We start from the raw sequence: 22,083 nt of genomic DNA on the forward strand, positions 1-22,083 counted from the left end.
GCGGCCTCGCCGCGCCGCAGCCACCAGGTCAGCACAAGGGCCGCCATGACATGGACGGCGGTGGCGTGCGGCGTCAGCGCGTGGGAGTGGGGATGCGTAGGGGACATGCGCATCCCGTGCATGACCATCACGGCGTGTGGCCGACCGGCGTCGAACGCCAGGTGCAGCGCTCCCTGGGCCGCAAGCGTCCCACCGCCGATACCGACCAGCGAGCGCTCCCGCCCGCCCAGCAGACAGCCGACGACGAAGACCGGCAGAGCGCCGACGACCTGCACCCACACGGGTGGGGCCGTGCCCATGGCCAGCACATGGCCCCCGGCGGCGAGCAGCACACACAGCACGGCGAACACGGCCGCGCGCAGACTCCGCACCGCCGGGGACACGTTCACGTCACCCGGTGCCGCCATGCAGCGGGAGGATCTCTCCCCTTCACCGCGCATCCGCACCACCGCCACGTCCTACCTGGTCAGACCTGCTCCCCTTTACGGGTCGGACGCGGACACCGTTCAGTTCCCGGGCGATCAGATCGCGTCCTGGAGCCGTCCGTGAGGTCCAGGCGGCCTGTGACGCGCGGTAACACACTCTGTGACGTAGGGTCAATCCCTGGGGTGGAGTCCCCTGGGGGGAATCCCTGGGGGATTCTTTGAGGAGGGGGCGAATTGGGGCTGGAGCCGGTGCGGTTCTCGGTTCTGGGGCCCGTCCGTGCCTGGCGGGCGGGAACGGAGCTGGACCTGGGGCGTCCTCAGGAGAGGGCGCTGCTGGCGCTGCTGCTGGTGCGGGCCGATCAACCGGTCGGCATGGCCGAGATCGTGGGCGCGCTGTGGGGGCACCGCCCGCCGCACAGCGCCGTCAACGTGGTGCACCGTCTCGTCGGTGCGCTGCGCCGGCTGCTGGAGCCCGGACTGCCCGCACGGGCCACGGGCCACTGGCTGGTACGGGACGCGGGCGGCTACCGGCTGCTCACCGACAGCGGCTCCCTGGACCTCCTGCGCTTCCGTGAACTGCGGGACCAGGCCCGGCAGGCCGCCGCGGAGGGGGTGCCCGCCCGTAGCGCGGAGCTGTTCGCCGAGGCGCTGTCCCTGTGGCAGGGGCCGGTCGCCGCCGGGATCGGCCCAGAGGTACGGGCGCACGCGGCGTTCGGCCTGCTCAGCCGCGAGTACGTCACCGCCGTACAGGAGGCGGCCGACGCGGCGCTGCTCGCCGGTCTCCCCGGCACGGTCCTGCCCGCATTGCAAAGGGCCGCCGCCGAGCATCCGTTGGACGAACCACTGCTGTCACGGCTGGTGCTCGCGCTGGCCGCCGACGCTCGTCGCGCCGAGGCGCTGAGCACCTACCGGGAGGCCGGTGCCCGGCTCGCCGGTGAGCTGGGCATCGACCCGGGTGCGGAGCTGCGTGAAGCCCACCGGACGGTGCTGCTGAACGACCCCGCCACGGCGGCTGCGGACGTATCCCGGACGGACGCGGCCGAGACGGGCGCGGTCGCCTCCGAGGCCGATGGAACGGGCCCGGGTTCCGCCGGCCCGCGGACACCTCCGGTGCCGGCCCCCGCCCAACTCCCCCACGACCTGCCGACGTTCACCGGACGGGAATCCGAACTGGAGGAGGCACTCGGGCCGCTCACCGGTGGGAGGGCGCCCGCGGAGACGGTGGTGATCAGCGCCATCGGCGGCATGGCCGGAATCGGGAAGACCACGCTCGCCGTGCACTGGGCCCATCAGGTCGCCGACCAATTCCCCGACGGGCAGCTCTACGTCAATCTGCGGGGGTTCGACCCGTCGGGCGCCGTCATGAACCCGGGCGAGGCGGTGCGCGGGTTCCTGGACACGCTGGGCGTGCCGCCCGAGCGCGTCCCGCACGGTGTGGACGCCCAAGCCGCGCTCTACCGCAGCCTGTTGGCCGGGCGTCGCTTCCTCGTCCTGCTGGACAACGCCCGCGACACCGACCAGGTGAGACCGCTGCTCCCCGGCACCCCCGGGTGTCTCACCGTCGTCACCAGCCGCGACCAGCTGTCCGGACTGGTGGCCGCGCACGGAGCCCGCTCACTGACCCTGCGCCCCTTCGACGCCGACCAGACCCGCGCCTTCCTCGCCCGGCGGCTGGGCGCCGCGCGCATCGACGCCGAGCCCCGCGCCGTGGCCGAGATCACCGCTCTGTGCGCCGGGCTGCCGCTCGCCCTGGCCTGCGTCGCCGCCCGCGCCGCCACCCACCCCGACTTCACGCTGTCGGCGATCGCCGCCGAACTGCGCGAGGCGCACGGCAGCCTGGAGGCCTTCGCCCGCCCCGACACCTCGGCGGACGTCGGCGCGGTCTTCTCCTGGTCCCTGGCCGCCGTCTCCGCCGCGGCCGCCCGGCTCTTCCGGCTGCTCGCCCTGCATCCCGGCCCCGACCTCTCCGTACCGGCCGCGGCCGCCCTCGCCGGACGTCCGGTGCGCGCAACCCGGCGGCTGCTGAGCGAACTGACCGGCGTCCACCTCCTCGACGAACACGCTCCCGGCCGGTACGCCTTCCACGACCTGCTGCGCGCCCACGCCACCGAACTCGTCCACACCCAGGACTCCGAGGAGGACCGCGGCGCGGCCGTCCGGCGGCTGTTCGAACACTGTCTGCACACCGCCCGCGCGGCCGGTCTGCTGCTCGCCCCGCACGACGACCCGATGCCGCTGGAGCCGCCCGCTCTCCAGAGCGTCCCCGAGCCGCTCGCCGACGACACCGCCGCGCTGGCCTGGCTCACGGCCGCATACGCGGGGCTGCTCGCCGTCGTCGACGCGGCCGTCGGCTCCGGTCACGACCGGCTCGCCTGTCTGCTCGCCTGGTCCCTCGAGCCCTTCTTCGACCGGCGCGGAGCCTGGCACGACTGGGTGGTCGTCGAGCAGACCGCGCTCGATGCCGCGGAGCGGCTCGGGGACCCGGCGATGAAGGCCCGCGGACTGCGGGCGCTGGCCCGCGCGGAGGGCAGGCTGGGCCTGCACGACCGCTCGCGCCCGCGACTCGAACGCGCTCTGGAGCTCTTCACCGGGCTGGGAGACGCGGTCGGACGGGCCGACACCCACCGAAGTCTGGGCTGGGAGAGCGAGCAGCGGGGCGACCTGCCCGGTGCCCTGCGCCACAACCAGCTGGCCCTGGAGCTGTTCCGGAGCGCCGGCCTGCGAGCCGCACAGGCCAGCGTCCTCAACTCCGTGGGCTGGTACCACGCCCTGCTCGGCGAGCACCGGCAGGCGCTGAGCCACTGCTTCGAGGCCCTGACCATGCTTCAGGACCTGGGGGACCGCTACGGCCAGGCGGGCACCTGGGACAGCATCGCCTACGCCTACCAGCACCTGGGCCGCCATCCGCACGCCCTGCTCGGCTACCGCAACGCGCTCTCCCTCTACCGGCAGCTGGGGGTGCCGTATCCGGAGGCCGAGACCCTCACCCGCCTCGGCGACACCCACCTCGCGATGGGCAACCACGGGAGCGCCCGCGACTCCTGGCGAGCGGCGCTCGTCCTGCTCACCGAACTCGGTCACCCCGACGCCGAACAGGTCCGCGCCCGACTGCGTGAACGCGCCGAGCGACGTGGCTCCGCCTGAACGCGCGCGAACGCCCGGACCGCGCGGACGCCCGCGATCCACAAGGGCGAGCATGGACGTCGAGAATTTCCTCAGTCAGGGCCCTGGGCCCGACATCTCACCTCGGGAGTCCTCATGATCGATTCGGTGATGCCGCGCGACACCGCACCGGTCCGTCGTCTCTTCCGGCTGCCGGACACGACCGACGACGCGTTCCTGCACCTGGGCCTGCACGTCCAGGGCTCGGTCTCGGTGACCAGGGGCGGCACCCAGGTGTTCCTGGCCCCCGGCGACCTGGTGTTCCACGATCCGGCCCGGCGTGACCACCTGCGGTTCAGCGGCCCTTGCCGGCTGACGGTCTTCCGGGTGCCCCGCGGCCACCTGGGGGTGTCGCCCTCGGACCTGCACCGGGTCATGGGCCGGCGCGTGCGGGGCGACGAGGGCGTCGGCGCGCTGGTGTCCCACTTCCTCTCGGCGCTCGCCGCCGAGACGGACTTCCGCAGGTCGAGGACGGGCCACCGGCTCGCCCGCTCCGCCGTCGACCTCGTCGCCGTGCTCGTCACGCAGCTCCTCGGCGAGGAAACCCCCGACGCGTCGGACGTCGGATCCGAGACGGTGTCCAGGATCCAGGCCTTCATCGAAGCGCATCTGACGGATCCGGATCTGTCACCGGAGTCGATCGCGCTCGCCCACCACATCTCCGTCCGCTACCTGCACAAGCTCTTCCAGCAGGAGGGCACCACGGTGGGCCAGTGGATACGGCGGCGCAGGCTGGACGCGTGCCGGCGCGAGCTGGGCCGGAGCGCGAACCGCGGGCCGAGCGTGGCCGCCGTGGCGCAGCGCTGGGGGTTCAGCAGCCCCTCGCACTTCAGCCGCACCTTCCGGGACGCCTACGGCATGTCTCCCAGCGCATGGCAGAGTTCGACGAGGTGATGCGGTTCGAGGTGATGCGGTTCGAGGTGCTGGGCCCGTTGCGGGTCCGGCGGGCCGAGCGGGAACTCGATCTGGGGTTCCCGCAGCAACGCGCCCTCCTGGGGCTGCTCATGGTGCGGGCCGGGCGGCCGGTGCAGGTGAGCGAGATCGTGGATGTGCTGTGGGCGAGCCGTCCACCGGCCAGCGCCCCGAACGTGGTGCGCCGGTACGTCGGTGCGCTGCGGCGGCTGCTCGAACCGGGGCTGCCGCCCCGGGCGCCAGGCCGTCGTCTGTCACGCCGCACCGGTGCCTACCTCCTGGACGCGGAGCCGGACGAGATCGATCTGCTGAGGTTCCGCGAGCTCACCCTGCGGGGCAGGCGGGCGGTCGCCACCGGTCGGCCCGAGGTGGCGGTACGGCAGTTCGTCGGGGCCCTCGGCGAGTGGCGCGGGCCGGTGGCGATGGGGCTCCCCGCATCGGCGCGCGAGCACGCCCTGTTCCGCGCCGTGGAACACGAACTCGTGCTCACCACACGGATGGCGGCCGACGCGGCCCTGCTGTGCGGCGCGGCGGGCCTCGTGCTGCCGAGCCTGCGCCGGGCCATCGAACTGGAGCCCCTGGACGAGTCCCTGCACGCCCGGCTCGTGATGGCGCTGGCGGCCTGCGGACTTCAGGCCGAGGCGCTGACGGCGTACGAGGAGGTACGGCGCCGGCTGGCCGCGGAGTTGCGGGTCGCCCCGGGCGCCGAGCTGAGCGAGGCCCACACCCGGGTCCTGCGTCAGGAGGTGCGCGCGTCCGCGCCCCCGGCGCACCGACCGGTCAGGACAGCGCTGTCCGCACCGGTGAAACTCCTCGCCCGGCCCGCCCAGTTGCCGCCCGGCCTGACGGTCTTCGCCGGTCGGAGCGAGGAACTCGGGGAGCTGACCGCCCTCGCCGGGGCGGCGGCGTCCTCCGGGGCGCCCGGGACGATCCTGGTCAGCGGAATGGCGGGCGTCGGGAAGACCGCGTCGGTCGTGCACTGGGCCCATGAGGTCGCACACCGGTTCCCGGACGGTCAGCTCTACGTCGAGCTGCGCGGCCACGACGCGGCCGCCAGGCCCGCGCCGGAACCCGTGGAGGCGCTGCGTGGGTTGGTGGGGGCACTCGGAGCACCGCCCCGGCACCTCCCGGACGACCTGGCCGCGCTCACGGACCTCTACCGCGAGCTGCTCACGGACCGCCGGGTCCTCGTCGTGCTCGACGACGCTGCCGACACCGAGCACGTACGTCCGCTGCTGCCCACCGCCCCGGGCTGTCTGGCCGTGGTCACCAGCCGTGACCGGCTGCCCGGTCTGATCGCCTCCGGGGCCCGGCCGCTGCGTCTGGAACCACCGTCCGCCGCCGACGCCCGCGCCGCACTGGCCCTGCGCGTCGGCCACCGGCGGGCGGCCGCCGAACCCGAGGCGACCGAGGAGATCATCGACCGCTGCGGCCGCCTGCCGCTGGCCCTGGCCATCGTGGCCGCGCGCGCCGTCAGCCGCCCCGGCTTCCCGCTGGCCGCCCTCGCCGCCGAACTCCGCGCCGCGCACGGGAGCCTCGACGCCTTCGCGGGCGTCGGCGGGACGGCCGACGCCCGTGCCGCGTTCGCCGCGTCCCACCGGTCGCTGCCGCCCGCCGACGCCCGGCTCTTCCGCCTCGTGGCGCTGCACCCCGGCCCCGGCATCGCGGCGGACACCGCCGCGGGCCTCGCCGGTCTGTCGCCCGACGAGGCCCGGCCGATCCTCGGCCGTCTCGCCGACGCCCATCTCGTGTGCGAGGACGCGCCGGGCCGCTACACCGTGCACACCCTGCTGCGCGCGTTCGCCGCCGAGCTCGCGGAGGCCGCCGAGGCCGCCGCGACGGAGTCCCTGTCACTCCCGCGTCACTCTTTTTGAACTCGCCCCGACCTACGCTCCGAGCGGAGTGGACGACCGTCCCACGAGGCGTCGTCGCTCCTCTCGACAGTTCGGCAGGGCTCGGAGGCAACGGCGGATGACGTCCAGTTTCAGCACCATTCGGATCGACCTCGGTGAGACGGACGAGACGGGTGAGACCGGTAGGTGCCGCATGCCCATGGGCCTCGACATCGTCGTCTCGGGCGAGGCGCCCGCGGAGCTGCCCGGGGCGGGCCGGCCCTACCCGGCCCGGCGGGCACACCGGTTGGTCGCCCGGGACAGCGGCGAGTACCTCTTCGTAGGCATACGGGGCGGGAGCGGCGCGCTCGGTCCGCGGCAGCCCGAGGACGTCTTCCTCGGGCCGGGAGACATCTGCTTCTACGACGCGCACGGTCCGGCGACGCTCGACTTCCCCGAGCGTTTCCGCATGAAGGTGTTCCTCGTGCCGTACGAGTCGCTCGGCCTCGACGCGGCCGATGTGGCCCGGCTCGCGGGGACACCGGTACCCCGTGTGTCCCGGCTGGGCAGCCTGTTGTCACCGTTCCTGTCCGAACTCGCCGACACGGCCTCCTCGTCCCTGCCGCCGGTCGGCGAGCTGCTCGCCTGGAACGCCGTGAACGTGCTGGCCACCCTCGCCACCGAGCGGCTGGGCCGGGACGCCATCGCGACGCCCGACGCCCGGACACCGCTGAGGACCCGGATCCTGGAGTTCATCGACCTGCACCTGACCGACGAGGACCTCTCCCCCGAGACGATCGCCGGGGCCCATCACATCTCCGCGCGCTATCTGCACCGGCTCTTCCAGGACGAGGGCACCACGGTCGGCCGGTGGATCCAGCGGCGCCGGCTCGAGGAGTGCCGCCGGGACCTGATGATCCGGGCCCGGGGCGGTCGGACCATCGCGGCGGTGGCCAACCGCTGGGGGTTCATGAGCGCCACCCACTTCAGCCGGGTCTTCCGGGCCGCGTACGGCATGTCGCCCAGCGAATGGCGGGACACCGTCGGCCGCGCCACGCCCACCGGCCACCGCTGAGACGGTCGACGCGTTGGGCGCTGTGAGTTCAACGGCCGTGCGCTGACGGACCATTCACGCCCGCACCGCGCCTCTAGCGTGGCTGCGAGGCCGGAGCATCGCCCGGCCTCGCACCCAGGAACGACGCTTCAGGAGATTCCCATGTCCGACGCCGTAGAGCCGGTCAAGCCTGTACTGGAACCGGCCGCCGCCGCTTTCGCGGAAGCCACCGCCAATCCGCCGTACCTGTTCGACCTCGCCCCTGCGGAGGGTCGCAAGGCCGTCGACGAGGTGCAGTCCGGTGAGATCGAGATGCCGGACATCGACGAGGAGTGGGTCACCGTCCCGGGCGGTCCCACGGGCAGCGTCCGGGCCCGGATCGTCAAGCCCGCCGGCGTCACCGGCACCCTCCCGGTGATCCTCTACATCCACGGCGCGGGCTGGGTGTTCGGCAACGCCCACACCCACGACCGCCTGGTCCGCGAACTGGCCGTCGGCGCCGAGGCCGCGGTGGTCTTCCCCGAGTACGACCTCTCGCCCGAGGCCCGCTACCCGGTCGCCATCGAGCAGAACTACACGGTCGCCCAGTGGGTCGTGCGGCAGGGCGCGTCCAAGGGCCTGGACGGCAGCCGCCTCGCGGTGGCCGGCGACTCCGTCGGCGGCAACATGACCGCCGCGCTGACCCTGATGGCCAAGGAGCGCGGCGATGTCCCGCTGCTCCAGCAGGTCCTGTTCTACCCGGTCACCGACGCGAACTTCGACACCGGCTCCTACCACCAGTTCGCCACCGGCTACTTCCTGCGCCGCGACGGCATGCAGTGGTTCTGGGACCAGTACACGACCGACGAGGCCGACCGCGCCCAGATCACCGCCTCGCCGCTGCGCGCCACCACCGAGCAGCTCACCGGCCTGCCCCCGGCCCTGGTCATCACCGGCGAGGCCGACGTCCTGCGCGACGAGGGCGAGGCCTACGCGAACAAGCTGCGTACGGCCGGCGTGCCCGTCACCGCCGTCCGCTTCCAGGGCATCATCCACGACTTCGTGATGCTCAACGCCCTGCGCGGCACCCACGCCGCCGAGGCCGCGCTGACGATGGCCACCCGCACCCTGCACACCGCGCTGCACGCGGGCTGACCGGGTCCACAAGACCGACAAGGAGAACACTCATGTCCGGGAACACCACCCCCACCGCCCTGCTCGTGCACGGCGCCTTCGCCGACGCCGCCAGCTGGTCCGGCGTCATCGCGGAACTGCAGAACCACGGCATTCCCGTCGTCGCGCCGCCGAACCCGCTGCGCTCCCTCGCCTCCGACGCCGCGTACATCGCCTCGGTGGCCGCGCAGATCGACGGCCCCGTCGTACTGGTCGGGCACTCCTACGGCGGCGCGGTCATCACCGTCGCGGGCACCGCGGACAACGTGGTCGGCCTGGTCTTCGTCGCGGCGTACGTCCTCGAGGAAGGCGAGAGCCTGGGCGAGTTGCAGGGGCGCTTCCCCGACTCGCCGCTGGGCAGCAGCCTGAAGCAGGCCACGTATCCCGTCGAGGGCGGTGCCCCGGCCGTCGAGGTCACCATCGTCCCCGAGGCGTTCCCGTCCGTCTTCGCCGCGGACGTCCCCGCCGACGTCACCAGGGTGCTGGCGGTCGCCCAGCGTCCGCTCGCCGCCGGGGCGTTCACGGAGACGGCCACCGCCGCCGCGTGGAAGACCAAGCCGTCCTGGGCGCTGGTCGCCGCCGCGGACCAGGCGATCAACCCCGAGGTCGAGCGCTTCGGCGCGAAGCGTGCGGGAGCGACGATCCTGGAGGTCGAGGGCGCCTCGCACGCCGTCGCGGTGTCCCGGCCGAAGCTGGTCGCCGACCTGATCCGCGACGCGCTCCGCGCGACCGGCTGAGAGACCGGCCGAGCGAGCCGACGGCGGCCGTGTGGACGTACTCCCCCGTGGTCACGGGAGCGCGGGCGGGAGGGGGAGCCGGATCGTGAACGTCGTCGAACCGGGGCGGCTGGTCACTTCGATGGTGCCGCCGTGTGCCCGGACCAGTGAGCGGGCGACCGCGAGGCCCAGTCCGCTGCCGCCGCGGTCGCGGCTGCGGGCCTTGTCGACGCGGTAGAACCGGTCGAAGACCCGTTCCTGGTCGGCGGCCGGGATCCCGGGCCCGGAGTCGCAGACCCGCACGACCGCCGTGCCGGACGAGCCGACGCGCACCGCCTGCCCCGCCCCCGTGGCCGACACCTCCAGGCGCACCTTCGTCCCCGCCGGGGTGTGCATGGCGGCGTTGGTGAGCAGGTTGTCGAGGACCTGCCGGATACGCAGGGGGTCCAGGCGCAGGCGCACCGGGTCGGGGCCGGCCGTCACGGACAGCACGTGTTCCCCTCGCCCGGCGCGGAAGGCGTCCGCGGCCTCCCGCGCCAGTTCCGTCAGGTCCGCGTCCTCCAGCCGCAGCGGTGTCTCCACCTCGGCGGCGTCCAGGCGGGCGAGGAGGAGCAGGTCGTCGAGGAGTACGCCCATCCTGGCGGCCTCGGCACGCAGCCGGGCCAGGTGCTTCTCGCGTTCCTCGGGCTCGTTGGCGGCGGCGTACTGGAAGAGATCCGCATAGCCGCGTACCGACATCAGGGGCGTACGCAGCTCGTGCGAGGCGTCCGCGACGAACCGGCGCAGTCGCTGCTCGGCCTCGGTGCGGACGGCGAGCGCGTCGTCGATGTGCTCCAGCATGGTGTTGAACGCGGTGCGCAGTTCCTCGACCTCGGGTCCACCGCGCCCGCCCCCGGCCCGCACCTCCAGCCCCGCCGAGCCGGTGAGGTTGTGCGAGGTGATGCCGCGGGCGGTGTGGGCCATGTCGCTGAAGGGCTTCAGCCCGCGCCGCAGTACCGTCCGGCCGATCACGACGAGCCCGAGCAGGGCGAGCGCGAAGGTGACGACCTGGACCGTGATCAGCTGCCGCATCGTGGCCTGCATGTCCTGCATGGGCGCCGCGGTGACGAGGACGACCCCGGGTTCGACCTCGCAGGCACGCAGCTTGTACGTGCCCTCCCCCGCGATGTGCGCGGTGCGCAGCAGGTGCGCGTCACCTCCGTCCGGCAAGGCCTGGGCGACGGCGGTGAGCTCGGCGGTGTCGGCGGGGACGTCGGCGGGCTTGCGCAGGACCGCCGTACGGCCCTGGACGTCGTACACGGCGGTGAACCAGCCGTAGTAGGGCCGCCGCTGGACGATGCCGTGCGCCTGGGCGTCCTTGGACTGGGTGACCTGGACGACCTTCATCTGCTCGCCGAGCTGACGTTCCAGGTAGTCCTTCATGTACGTCGTCAGGGCCGTGCCGACGACGGCGAACACGACGAGGGACAGCACGCCGATGCCGAGGGCCAGCCGGGTGCCCAGGCGTGTCCGGCGGTAGGCGCCCCGCAGACGGCGCAGCGCGCCGCCGGTCCCGGAGCCGCTCACTCGGCGACCTGCCGCACCACGTAGCCGACGCCGCGCACGGTGTGGATGAGCGACTCTCCGCCGTCGGACTCGCCGTTGCCGTCGAGCTTGCGGCGCAGCCGGCTGACGACGAGTTCCACCACGTTGGAGCGGCCACCGAAGCCGTACTCCCACACGTGGTCGAGGATCTGGGCCTTGGTGAGGACGGTCGGCGACTTGCGCATGAGGTAGCGCAGGACCTCGTACTCGGTCGGGGTGAGGGTGAGCAGCCGGTCGGCGCGCCGCACCTCGCGGGTGTCCTCGTCCATCGTCAGGTCGGCGACCTGGAGCACGGAGCGCTGGAAGCCGGGGCCCGCGGCGCGCCGCAGGACGGTCCGCAGTCGCGCCATGAGCTCTTCCACGGCGAACGGCTTGACGAGGTAGTCGTCGCCGCCTCGGGTGAGGCCCGCGACCCGGTCCGCGACGCCGTCGCGGGCGGTGAGGAAGACGACGGGCACCATCGTCCCGGACCGGCGCAGCCGGTCGAGGACGCCGAACCCGTCGAGGCCGGGCAGCATCAGGTCGAGCACCACGATGTCGGGGTGGAACTCGGCGGCCCGGCGCAGCGCGTCCTCTCCGGAGTACGCGGTCATCGCCTCCCAGCCCTCGTAGCGGGCGACCGTCGCGACGAGGTCGGCGATGGGAGGGTCGTCGTCCACGACCAGGAGGCGCACTTTTTCCACCCGCTCATAGTGCGTGACGTGGCCGCCGACGCCATAGCCGCCGGCGTCTCTGATCCACATCGATAAACACTTGAAAGTTGAGCGACAGGAAAACGACAGCTCTCACCGGGCAGGCTCGGTGTCCCCACACCCGAACGAGGAGCTGCTCTCCGTGACCACTGTCGAACGTGTCCAGCCGCCCCCGACGGCGATACGCCCGAAGGTGGTGGCCCGCACCGGGCTGTACGCCCTGCTGGCCGCGAACGCGGCCGTCGTGACCGTGTTCTTCCTCCAGGCCGGGCCCGGCTCGGACACCCTGATCATGCTCGGCCGGCTGGCGGGCCTGTACGGGGCGCTCCTGATGGCCTTCCAGCTGCTGCTGGTCGCCCGCCTGCCGTGGCTCGACCACCGGATCGGCATGGACCGGCTGACCTCCTGGCACCGCTGGGTCGGCTTCGGCCTGCTGTGGACGCTGCTGTCGCACGCGCTGTTCATCACCCTCGGCTACGCGGGTGCGGCGTCGGCGTCCTTCTGGGACGAGCTGGTGGAGCTGGCCACGACGACCGAGGGCGTGCTGCGGGCGATCGTCGCGCTGGCCCTGATCCTCGTGATCGGCGGGGTGTCGGCGCGCTTCGCGCGGCGCCGGCTGGCCTATGAGACCTGGCACTTCATCCACCTCTACACGTATGTCGCGGTGGTGCTGGCCTTCACGCACCAGGTCGCGGTGGGCACCACCTTCACCACCTCGTCCGCGGCGACCGCCTACTGGTGGGGCCTGTGGGGCGTGGCGCTCGGTTCGGTGTTCCTGGGCCGGGTGGTTCTTCCGGTGTGGCGGAACCTGCGCCACCAGCTGCGGGTCTCGGCCGTCGTCCCGGAGTCCGACAACGTCGTCTCGATCTACGTCACCGGGCGCGACCTCGACCTGCTGCCCGCACGGGCGGGACAGTTCTTCCTGTGGCGGTTCTTGACCAAGGACCGCTGGTGGCAGGCGAACCCGTTCTCCCTGTCGGCCGCCCCGGACGGCAACCGGCTGCGGCTGACCGCGAAGACGGCCGGCGAGGGCACCGCGGCCCTGCGGCACCTGAAGGTGGGCACGCGAGTCTTCGCCGAGGGCCCCTACGGCGCCTTCACCACCCTGCACCGCACCCGCTCGGAGACCCTGCTCGTCGCGGGCGGCGTGGGCATCACCCCGATCCGGGCCCTGCTGGAGGACCTGCACGACCATGTCGTGCTCATCTACCGGGTGGCCACGGACCGGGACGCGGTGCTCCTCGACGAGCTGCGGGAGCTCGCGCATGCCAAGGGCGCCGAGCTGCACGTGGTGACCGGACCGGCCACACCGGACAAGCTGGCGCCGCGCGAGCTCGCGCGGCTCGTGCCGGACGTCGCCGAACGGGACGTCTTCGTGTGCGGGCCGCCCGCCATGACGAGCGCGGTGCTGCGCACCCTGCGCGACCTGGGCGTGCCGGGGCCGCAGATCCACTTCGAGCGTTTCAGCCTGGCGGGATGAGAGGGACACCGTGAAACGAGCACTGCCTGTACTGGCCCTGTCCATCGCCGGTCTGATCCCGCTGTGGCGCTACGCCCCGTCGAGCGGTACGACGACGACCACCGAGGTCGCCGCGCCCGCCTCGACTCCGTCTTCATCTTCTTCGTCCTCTTCTTCGTCCTCCTCATCTTCTTCGTCGCCTTCCTCGTCCGCCTCGTCCTCGGCCTCCCGAGTCGTCCAGGGCTCGACCGTCAACACCTCCAAGGGCGCCGTGCAGGTGGAGGTGACCTTCGAGGGCGACAAGATCAGTTCGGTGCGGATGCTCCAGCAGCCGAACCATCCGCAGACCACGGCGGCCGTGCCGAAGCTGATCCAGGAGACGCTCCAGGCGCAGAGCGCCGACATCGACGCGGTGTCCGGCGCCACCATCACCAGCGACGGATACGTCACGTCGCTGCAGGCCGCACTCGACGCGAAGGGATAGCGGGATGCGGCGCGTCGAACAGGTCATGGGGTTCCCGGTCTCGCTGCGGATCGACGACGAGAGCGCGTCCGAGCAGACCGCGGACCCCGTGTTCGCGTGGCTGCGCGAGGTCGACGCCCGCTTCAGCCCGTTCCGTGCGGACAGCGAGGTGTCCCGGCTCGACCGGGGTGAGCTCACCCCCCACGAGCTCAGCCCGGACCTGACCGAGGTCCTCGGCCTGTGCGAGGAGTACCGGGTCGCGACCGGCGGCGCGTTCGACGTGCGGCTGCCCGGCCGCGGCCTGGATCCCTGCGCGATGGTGAAGGGCTGGTCGGTGCAGCGGGCCGCGAACCTCCTCAGCGGTCGGGGGACTTCCCGGTTCTGTCTGAACGCCGGTGGTGACGTGGTGGCGGCGGGCGGTCCCTGGCGGGTGGGCGTACGCCATCCCGAGCGGGCCGACCGGCTGTGCACGGTGCTGGAGATCACCGACGGCGCGGTGGCGACCTCCGCGCGCTACGAACGCGGGGACCACATCCTCGACGGGCGCACCGGCCGCCCGGCCACCGGGCTGCTCAGCATCACCGTCGTGGCGCCGTCACTGACCGCGGCGGACGCGACGGCGACGGCGGCGTTCGCGATGGGCGCGGAGGGCGTCGAGTGGGCCGCGTCGCGCGAGGGGTGCGAGGTGTTCGCGGTCGACGCCGAACGCAGGGTCCTGCGTACGGCGGGGCTTCCCGTGGCCGGATAGCTTTCGATCGAAGCTCGGCCTCCGGTGTCTCGTTCGAGTCGTACAGCGGCGCCGGCCGCTACCTCCGGCACTACGACTACCTGCTCCACACACAGCCCGGCCGACACGACGCTCGCCAGGGCGGACGCGACGTTCTACGCCGAGTGACCCACCCCGGCACCTTCGGATCCAGCCACAGCCCGGCCGCTCCCGCGGCCGGGCTGTGCTGTTGAAATGAGCCAACTTACCGGCGAGTACGAATCGTGGCCATTCACCCTCAAGTACCGAAATCCCACCCTTCCACCTCACGTGAATTTTGATTATGAAGAGGGGAACTAATAAAAGTTTCAATTTACAGCGGGGGAAACAGTTCGTTTCCGCAAGATCGAAGTGGACCCCGCGTTCGACACTGCGTCAGCAGGCGTTGCCGCAGGCCGAATCGGGGTCGCGGAGCCGACCGACCAGCGGTCACCGTCCCCGCCAACTCCCCCGGACAAGGCCTCTGTTGCCAGCTCGCACCTGGCTCGGCGGCGGCTGTGTCGACCGTGTTACGTCCGGTAATGGCGGCCTCCTTGAGAGTTTGACTTTCACGGGGATGCGCAATAAGCATGAGCGTGCTTCACATCGGCTGACGGCTTGTTGTGAAGCGCAAGCGCTCTCCGCTCTCCCCCCACCAATCCTCACCCTCGTGCGATTTGGAGCGTTCGCGTGCCTGTGTCGAAGTTCGATACTTCCGGCCTGTTTGCCGTAGAGGACATCGTCATCGCCCTGAACCCGTTCGCCGTCCCCTCGGCACGGGTCACGGCGGCCGCCGTACGGGCGGGCGGTCTCGGGGTGCTCGACCTCACCGCGGGCGGGCGCCGGGCGGCGGCGGAACTCGCGCTGACCGAGGAATGGTCGGCCGCCGGTTTCGGCGTACGGCTCCGCGACAACGATGCCTTTCCCGCGCGGGATCTCCCCGCCTGCGTCCACACCGTCCTGCTGACCACCGACGCCTCCTGCACGCCCGCGGACTTCCCCAGCCACCGCGTACTCGTCGAGGTGACCGGCCGCGCCCAGGCGTTACGCGCCGCCGCGGCCGGGGCACACGGGCTGATCGCCCGGGGCCACGAGGCGGGCGGTCCCGTGGGCGAACTGAGCACCTTCGTGCTGCTCCAACAGCTCCTCGACGAAGACGAGTTGGACCTTCCGGTCTGGGCCTGCGGCGGCGCGGGCCGGCACACCGCGGCGGCCGTCGTCGCGGGCGGCGGCGCCGGTGTCGTCCTGGACACCCAGCTCGCCCTGCTCGCCGAGGCCGAGGCCGAACTGCCCGCCGGGACCTCCGCGTTGCTCGCCGGGCTCGACGGCTCCGAGACCACCGTGGAGGACGGCCGCCGAGTCGTACGGCGCCGGGGTGCCCCAGAGGGCACACCGGCCCCCGAGATCGGTCAGGACGGCTTCCTCGCCGCCCGTTTCCAGGAGCGCTGGGGCACCGTCCACGCGGCGGTGCGGGGCGTACGGGACGCCGTCCTCGACGCCTTGAAGAGCGCGGGCCCCGGTCCCGACTCGTTGAAGAGCGCGGGCCCCGCTCCCGACTCGGCGAGGAACGCGGGTGCCTCGCTCGGCCCCGACGGCTCGGTCAGCCGCCCCTTCGGAAGCGAACTGCCGGTCGCCCAGGGGCCGATGACCCGGGTGAGCGACCAGGCCGCGTTCGCCGCCGAGGTGAGCGGCCACGGCGGGCTGCCCTTCATCGCGCTCGCGCTGTCCGGCGCCGACCAGACCCGCGCCGTACTGGAACAGACCAGGGACGCGCTCGGCGACGCGCCCTGGGGCGTCGGCGTCCTCGGCTTCGCCGCCGAGGAGATCAAGGCGGCCCAACTGGAGGTCGTACGGGAGATCCGCCCGTCCCACGCGATCATCGCAGGCGGCCGTCCCGCGCAGGCCGCCGCGCTGGAGGAGGTGGGCATCTCCACCTTCCTGCACGTGCCGTCGCCGGGGCTGCTGAAGCAGTTCCTGGAAGCGGGCGCGCGCAAGTTCGTCTTCGAGGGCGCCGAGTGCGGCGGCCATGTCGGGCCGCGGGCCAGCTTCCCGTTGTGGGAGGCACAGCTCGGCGTGCTCGACGACTTCCTGGCGGGCGCGAAGAACGGCACCGCCACCGAACTCCAACTGTTCTTCGCGGGCGGAGTGCACGACGAGCGCTCCGCCGCCATGGTCACCGCGCTCGCCGCGCCGCTGAGCGCGCGAGGTGCCGCCGTGGGCGTGCTGATGGGCACGGCGTACCTGTTCACCGAGGAGGCCGTGAGCGCGGGCGCGGTGCTGCCCCTGTTCCAGCGGCAGGTGATCGACGCCGAGCGCACCGACCTCCTGGAGACCGCGCCCGGGCACGCCACCCGCTGTGTCCACAGCGCGTTCACCGACGAGTTCGCCGCGGTCAAGAAGGACCTGGCCGCCCGCGGGACACCCGGCCGCGAGGCCTGGGAGCAGCTGGAGCGGCTCAACGTGGGGCGGCTGCGGCTGGCCAGCAAGGGCATCGAGCGGGTCGACGGCGGGCTGAGCGCGGTCGGCGAGGACAGACAGCTCGCCGAGGGCATGTTCATGGCCGGCGAGGTCGCCGTGCTGCGCTCCGCCGTCACCACCGTCGCCGAGCTGCACGCCTCGGTCACCACCGGGGCGGCCGGCTTCCTGGCGGCACGGCGGGAGGCCCTCGGCATCGGGGAACCCGTCGCCGAACCCTCCCCCGAGCCGCTGGACATCGCGATCGTCGGCATGGCCTGCATGTTCCCCGGGGCCCCCGACCTCGCCACCTTCTGGGCGAACGTGCTGGCGGGCGAGGACGCCGTCACCGAGGTGCCCGCGACCCGCTGGGACGCCGAGCTCTACCACGACCCGCGGGGCGCCGGGGAGAAGACCCCGTCGCGCTGGGGCGGCTTCCTGCCCGAGATCCCCTTCGAGCCGCTGCGGTACGGCATTCCGCCCGCCTCGCTGCCCGCCATCGAGCCGGTGCAGCTGCTCGCCCTGGAGGCGGCGCGCCGCGCCCTGGAGGACTCCGGCTACGGCAGCCGGTCCTTCGACCGGGCCCGCGCGTCGGTCGTGTTCGGCGCGGAGGCGGGCAGCGACCTCTCCAACGCGATGACCCTGCGCTCCGTCCTGCCCGCCTACCTGGGCAGCCTGCCGCCCGCGCTGGACGAACGGCTGCCGAGGCTCACCGAGGACTCCTTCCCCGGCATCCTCGCCAACGTCATCGCGGGCCGGATCGCCAACCGCCTAGACCTCGGCGGCGCCAACTACACCGTGGACGCCGCCTGCGCCTCCTCCCTCACCGCCGTCGACGTGGCGTGCAAGGAGCTGGCGAGCGGGACGAGCGACCTGGTGCTGTGCGGCGGCGCCGACCTGCACAACGGCATCAACGACTACCTGCTCTTCGCCTCCGCGCACGCCCTCTCGCCCTCGGGCCGCTCCGCGCCCTTCGACAGCGCGGCCGACGGCATCGCGCTCGGCGAGGGCGTCGGCTGTGTCGTCCTCAAGCGGCTCACGGACGCCGAGCGGGACGGCGACCGGGTGTACGCGGTGATCAAGGGCGTCGGCAGCGCCAGCGACGGCCGGGCGCTCGGCCTGACCGCGCCCCGGCCCGAGGGCCAGTACAACGCGCTGACCCGGGCCTACCGCAACGCGGGCATCTCGCCCGCCGAGGTCGGGCTCGTCGAGGCGCACGGCACCGGCACCGTCGTCGGCGACCGCACCGAACTCGGCTCCCTCACCCGGGTGTTCGAGGAGGCCGGGGCTCCGCCCGGCGCGTGCGCGCTCGGCTCGGTCAAGTCGCAGATCGGGCACACCAAGTGCGCGGCCGGACTCGCCGGACTGATCAAGACCTCGCTCGCCCTGCACACCGGTGTGAAGCCGCCGACCCTGCACCTCACCGAGCCGAACCCGGCCTGGGACGCGCAGAGCAGCCCGTTCTCCTTCCACACCGAGGCCCGCCCCTGGTCCGCCGCCCCGGCCGAACGGGTGGCCGGGGTCAGCGCCTTCGGATTCGGCGGCACCAACTTCCACGTCGTCCTGCGGGCCTACGAGGGCGGGCCGCCGCCGGTCACCTCGGCCCAGCACTGGCCCGCCGAGCTCTTCACGTTCCGGGGCGCGGACCGGGCGACGGCGGTACGGGCCGCCTCCGACCTCCTCGCCCTCGTCGAGGCGGATCCCGGGCCGTACGAGCCGTGGCGGCTGCGGGACTTCGCGCTCGCCGCGTCCCGGCGCGCCGAGGCCGCCACCACCAGAGGCACCCGGAACGCCGGAGGCACGGCAAGCACCGCAGACACAGCAGGCACCGCAAGCACCCGTGGCGCCCGGACCTGGATCGCCCTCGTCGCCGGGTCGACCGAGGAGCTGACGGCACTGCTGCGCCGCGCGGTCGCCGGTGAACACGCGCCGAAGGAAGGCCTGTTCGCTGCCGACGAGGACGAGACGGGTGACGTGGCACTGCTCTTCCCCGGGCAGGGCAGCCAGCGCCCCGGGATGTTCGCCGAACTCTTCGTCGCCTTCCCCGAACTCCAGCGCCACCTGCGGCTCGACGAGACGACGGCCCGTGTCCTCTTCCCGCCCGCTGCCTTCGACGAGACGGGCCGCAAGGAGCAGCAGGAGCGCATCACCGACACCACCGTCGCGCAGCCCGCGCTCGGCCTGACCGGGCTCGCCGCGTTCCAGCTCCTGACCAGGGCGGGAGTGCGCCCGGCGATGGCCGCGGGCCACAGCTACGGAGAACTGGCCGCGCTGGCCGCGGCGGGCGCCCTCACCCCCGACGCGCTGCTGCGCACCAGCCGTGAACGCGCCGCCGCCATCCTGCGCGCCACCGGCGAGGGCGACCCCGGCACCATGGCCGCCGTCGCCGCGGGCGAACCGGAGGTCACGGCGGCCCTCACCGCCGCGGGCCTGGCCGGTTCGGTGGTGACGGCGAACCGCAACTCGCCCCGTCAGACGGTCATTTCGGGTCCCACCGAGGACGTCCTCACCGCCGTGGAACGACTGCGCGCCCAGGGGCTCGGCGCCAAGCGCATCCCGGTCGCCTGCGCGTTCCACAGCCCGCTGGTCGCGGCGGCCGGCGAGACCTTCGCCGAGGTGCTCGCCGAAGTCCCGTTCGCGCCCACCGACTTCCCGGTCTGGTCGAACCGTACGGCCACCCGTTACCCACGGGATCCCGAGGAGATCCGGTCCGAACTCGCCGCGCAGATCGGCTCCCCGGTCCGGTTCGCCGACCAGGTCGAGGCGATGTACGAGGCCGGGGCCCGGGTCTTCGTCGAGGCCGGACCCGGCTCGGTGCTGACCCGGCTGGTGGGTGCGGTCCTCGGCGACCGGCCGCACCGCACGGTCGCCCTGGAGGAGGGCCGACGTGCCGGTCTCGCCGGGTTCCTCGCCGCGCTCGCCCACCTGGCCGTCGCCGGTGCGGACATCAGGACCGCGTGGCTCTTCCAGGGCCGGGACGCGGTCCCCGCCGACGCCCGCGCCCCGCGTCCCAGGCGCGCCGCGTGGACGGTCGACGGCCATCTGATCCGTACGGCGGACGGCGTGATCCCCGCCGCCGCACTCCACCCCGCCGAGCGCGTCCCGGAGGCCCTCGTGACCCACAGCAGCCCCGTCGGACCAGTGGCGGCGGCCACCGGATCCGAGGCCCTGATCAGCGAGTTCCTGCGCACGAGCCGGGAGATGATCGCGGCGCAGCGGGATGTGATGCTGGGGTACCTGGGAGCGGATCCGGGTGTACGTCCCGCGACCCCCGCCCCGATCACGTACACCGACGCTCCCGTCACGGTGACCGCGCTGCCCGCCGCCGCACCGGTCGCGGTGGCCGTACCGGCAGGTGGCTCGGTGCTGTCGGTCGTGCTCGAGGTGATCGGCGAGCGCACCGGCTACCCCGTCGACATGATCGAACCCGACCTCGACCTCGAAGCCGACCTCAGCGTCGACTCCATCAAGAGAGCCGAGATAGCCGGCGAACTCGCCACCCGCCTCGGCCTCACCACCACCGGCGACACCGACGTCGAGGAACTGACCAAGGCCCGTACCGCCGCCGCGATCACCGCGCTGGTCGAGCGGGTGACCGGCCCGGGAGCCGCCCCGGCGCCCGTTTCCGCCCCCGCCGCAGGGACCGCCCCGACCGCCGAATCCGTCCTCGCCGTCGTCCTCGACGTGATCGGCGAACGTACCGGCTACCCCGTCGACATGATCGAACCCGACCTCGACCTCGAAGCCGACCTCAGCGTCGACTCCATCAAGAGAGCCGAGATAGCCGGCGAACTCGCCACCCGCCTCGGCCTCACCACCACCGGCGACACCGACGTCGAAGAGCTGACCAAGGCCCGTACCGCCGCGAGCATCGCCGCGCTGGTGGCGGGCGCCCGGGGTGAGGCGGCCGAACCCGCGGGCCCGCAAGCCGGTCCGGCCGCCCCCGAACCCGTCGTCGTGGCGCCCCAGCGTCTCGTGATGCGGGAGTTCGACCTCGCCCCCGCCGATCCGGTGCCCTCCAGTGACCTGCTGATCGGCCGCAGTTTCCTGCTGCTCGGTTCCGGACCGGTCGCCGAGGCGCTGACCGCCCGCCTGACCGTGCACGGTGCCCATGCGGTGACCGCCGAAGAACCCCCGGCCGAGGGAGAGTTCGACGGGATCGTGCACGTCGTCGCGCCGGACGCCCCGCCCGCCCTGCCGGACGTCTTCCCCGCCTATCAGCGGCTGCTGGCGGGCAACCCGCGGTGGGTGCTGGCCGCGGGCGCCTCCCCCGGGCTGCGCGGCTTCTTCCGCTCCCTCGCACGGGAGTACCCCGACACGGTCGCCCGGGTCGTCGAGCACGCGCCCGGCACCGCGCCCGAGGACATCGCCGCGGAGCTGGTCGCCGAGCTCACCGCACCGGGCCACGAGCCGGTCGTCCTGCGCTCCCCCGGCACGAGGCGCGGACTGCGCATGGCCGAGGAGGGGCTCGGTCTGCTCGGCAGCACGGGCGCGGGGCCGGCCGGGGACGGTGCCGCCGAGGCCGCCGCGCTCGGCCTGAACGCCGACTCGGTCGTCCTGCTGGTGGGCGGCGCCCGGGGGATCACCGCCCGGTTCGCCGCGACCCTGGCCGCCGCGAGCCGCTGCCGGATCGAACTGTTCGGCCGCACCGCCCTGCCCGAAGGCGCGGAGGATCCCGCCCTCGCCGCCGCGGGCACCGCCGGTGAACTGCGGAGCGCGCTCATCGCGGGCGGGCTGCGCGTCCCCGCCGAGATCGAGCGGGCGATCGGCCGGATCCAGGCCGAACGCGAGGTGCGCGCCACCCTGCGCACCCTCGCCGCCCTCGGCTCCGAGGTCCGCTACCGCGCCGTGGACGCGCTGGACGGCGACGCCGTGCGCCGGGCGGTGAAGGAGATCCACGCCGAGCACGGGGGAATCGACGGCGTCGTATACGCGGCGGGCGTGATCGAGGACAAGCTGATCGCCGAGAAGAGCCCCCGGTCCTACGACCGGGTGTTCCGTACGAAGGTCGACGGGGCACGCGAACTGCTGGCCGCGCTGAGCGAGTTGCCGGACGGGGAAGGCCCCCGGTTCGCCGTGCTGTTCGGCAGCATCGCCGCGACCCTCGGCAACCGCGGCCAGTCCGACTACGCCGCCGCCAACGACGCCCTGGAGACCCTCGGCGCCCGCTGGGCGGACTCCGCCACCGGCCGCCGCGGACTGACCGTCCACTGGGGTCCATGGGCGCCGACCGGCGACGGCAACCACGGCATGGTCACCCCCGAGCTGATGCGGCACTACGCGGGCCGCGGCATCCAGCTCATCGACCCCGACGAGGGCACCATGAGCCTGCTGCGCGAGCTGGCCTGGGGACCCGAGGGCGACACCGCCGTCGTCTACACGGCGTCGGGCTGGTGACCGAGGTGACCGGCCCCCGCGCCGAACCCATCGCCA

12 protein-coding genes are annotated in these 22,083 nt (G+C 73.3%); 10 read left to right on the forward strand and 2 right to left on the reverse strand.

The window, feature by feature from the left end; genetic code table 11:
* Positions 1 to 659: 659 nt before the first annotated feature.
* The 6 genes from AQJ27_RS30475 (at position 660) to AQJ27_RS30500 (ending at position 9,274) form a co-directional block, all read left to right on the forward strand.
* Positions 660 to 3,569, forward strand: coding sequence for an AfsR/SARP family transcriptional regulator (locus AQJ27_RS30475; RefSeq protein ID WP_067375584.1), 2,910 nt, complete (start codon positions 660 to 662; stop codon positions 3,567 to 3,569).
* A 114-nt stretch (positions 3,570 to 3,683) separates the two neighbouring features.
* A complete protein-coding gene (locus AQJ27_RS30480; protein ID WP_067375586.1) occupies positions 3,684 to 4,481 on the forward strand; it encodes a helix-turn-helix domain-containing protein in 798 nt (265 codons plus the stop codon).
* The gene (locus AQJ27_RS30485; RefSeq protein WP_235613773.1) at positions 4,460 to 6,373 is read left to right on the forward strand and encodes an AfsR/SARP family transcriptional regulator; all 1,914 of its coding nucleotides are present in this window, start codon (positions 4,460 to 4,462) and stop codon (positions 6,371 to 6,373) included. Before AQJ27_RS30480 ends, AQJ27_RS30485 begins: the two co-directional genes overlap by 22 nt.
* 97 nt (positions 6,374 to 6,470) lie before the next feature.
* Positions 6,471 to 7,406, forward strand: coding sequence for a helix-turn-helix domain-containing protein (locus AQJ27_RS30490; protein ID WP_067375588.1), 936 nt, complete (start codon positions 6,471 to 6,473; stop codon positions 7,404 to 7,406).
* Positions 7,407 to 7,547: 141 nt separating this feature from the next.
* Positions 7,548 to 8,519 (forward strand): alpha/beta hydrolase, encoded by a 972-nt coding sequence (locus AQJ27_RS30495; protein WP_067375590.1) that lies wholly within the window; start codon positions 7,548 to 7,550, stop codon positions 8,517 to 8,519.
* A 32-nt stretch (positions 8,520 to 8,551) separates the two neighbouring features.
* A complete protein-coding gene (locus AQJ27_RS30500) occupies positions 8,552 to 9,274 on the forward strand; it encodes an alpha/beta fold hydrolase (RefSeq protein ID WP_067375592.1) in 723 nt (240 codons plus the stop codon).
* Between the two features lie 51 nt (positions 9,275 to 9,325).
* Here the strand turns inward: AQJ27_RS30500 and AQJ27_RS30505 are convergent, their stop codons facing one another.
* A complete protein-coding gene (locus tag AQJ27_RS30505; RefSeq protein WP_167552131.1) occupies positions 9,326 to 10,819 on the reverse strand; it encodes a sensor histidine kinase in 1,494 nt (497 codons plus the stop codon).
* Positions 10,816 to 11,580, reverse strand: a complete 765-nt coding sequence (locus AQJ27_RS30510) for a response regulator transcription factor (protein WP_067375594.1) — start codon at positions 11,578 to 11,580, stop codon at positions 10,816 to 10,818. The genes AQJ27_RS30505 and AQJ27_RS30510 overlap by 4 nt, the downstream gene beginning before the upstream one ends.
* A 91-nt stretch (positions 11,581 to 11,671) precedes the next feature.
* On the opposite strand from AQJ27_RS30510, the gene AQJ27_RS30515 reads away from it, so the two are divergent.
* The 4 genes from AQJ27_RS30515 (at position 11,672) to AQJ27_RS30530 (ending at position 22,047) form a co-directional block, all read left to right on the forward strand.
* Positions 11,672 to 13,009: a ferredoxin reductase family protein gene (locus AQJ27_RS30515; RefSeq protein ID WP_067375961.1), complete on the forward strand. Its 1,338-nt coding sequence runs from the start codon at positions 11,672 to 11,674 to the stop codon at positions 13,007 to 13,009.
* Between the two features lie 10 nt (positions 13,010 to 13,019).
* On the forward strand, positions 13,020 to 13,472 hold the full coding sequence (locus AQJ27_RS30520; RefSeq protein WP_067375596.1) for an FMN-binding protein: 453 nt from the start codon (positions 13,020 to 13,022) through the stop codon (positions 13,470 to 13,472).
* A gap of 4 nt (positions 13,473 to 13,476) precedes the next feature.
* Entirely contained in the window at positions 13,477 to 14,199 is a 723-nt protein-coding gene (locus AQJ27_RS30525) for an FAD:protein FMN transferase (RefSeq protein WP_067375598.1), read from the forward strand.
* Positions 14,200 to 14,886: 687 nt separating this feature from the next.
* Positions 14,887 to 22,047: a type I polyketide synthase gene (locus tag AQJ27_RS30530; protein WP_067375600.1), complete on the forward strand. Its 7,161-nt coding sequence runs from the start codon at positions 14,887 to 14,889 to the stop codon at positions 22,045 to 22,047.
* Positions 22,048 to 22,083: the final 36 nt, after the last annotated feature.

Source organism: Streptomyces olivochromogenes, from assembly GCF_001514115.1.
In the GTDB taxonomy this organism is placed as follows: domain Bacteria; phylum Actinomycetota; class Actinomycetes; order Streptomycetales; family Streptomycetaceae; genus Streptomyces; species Streptomyces olivochromogenes.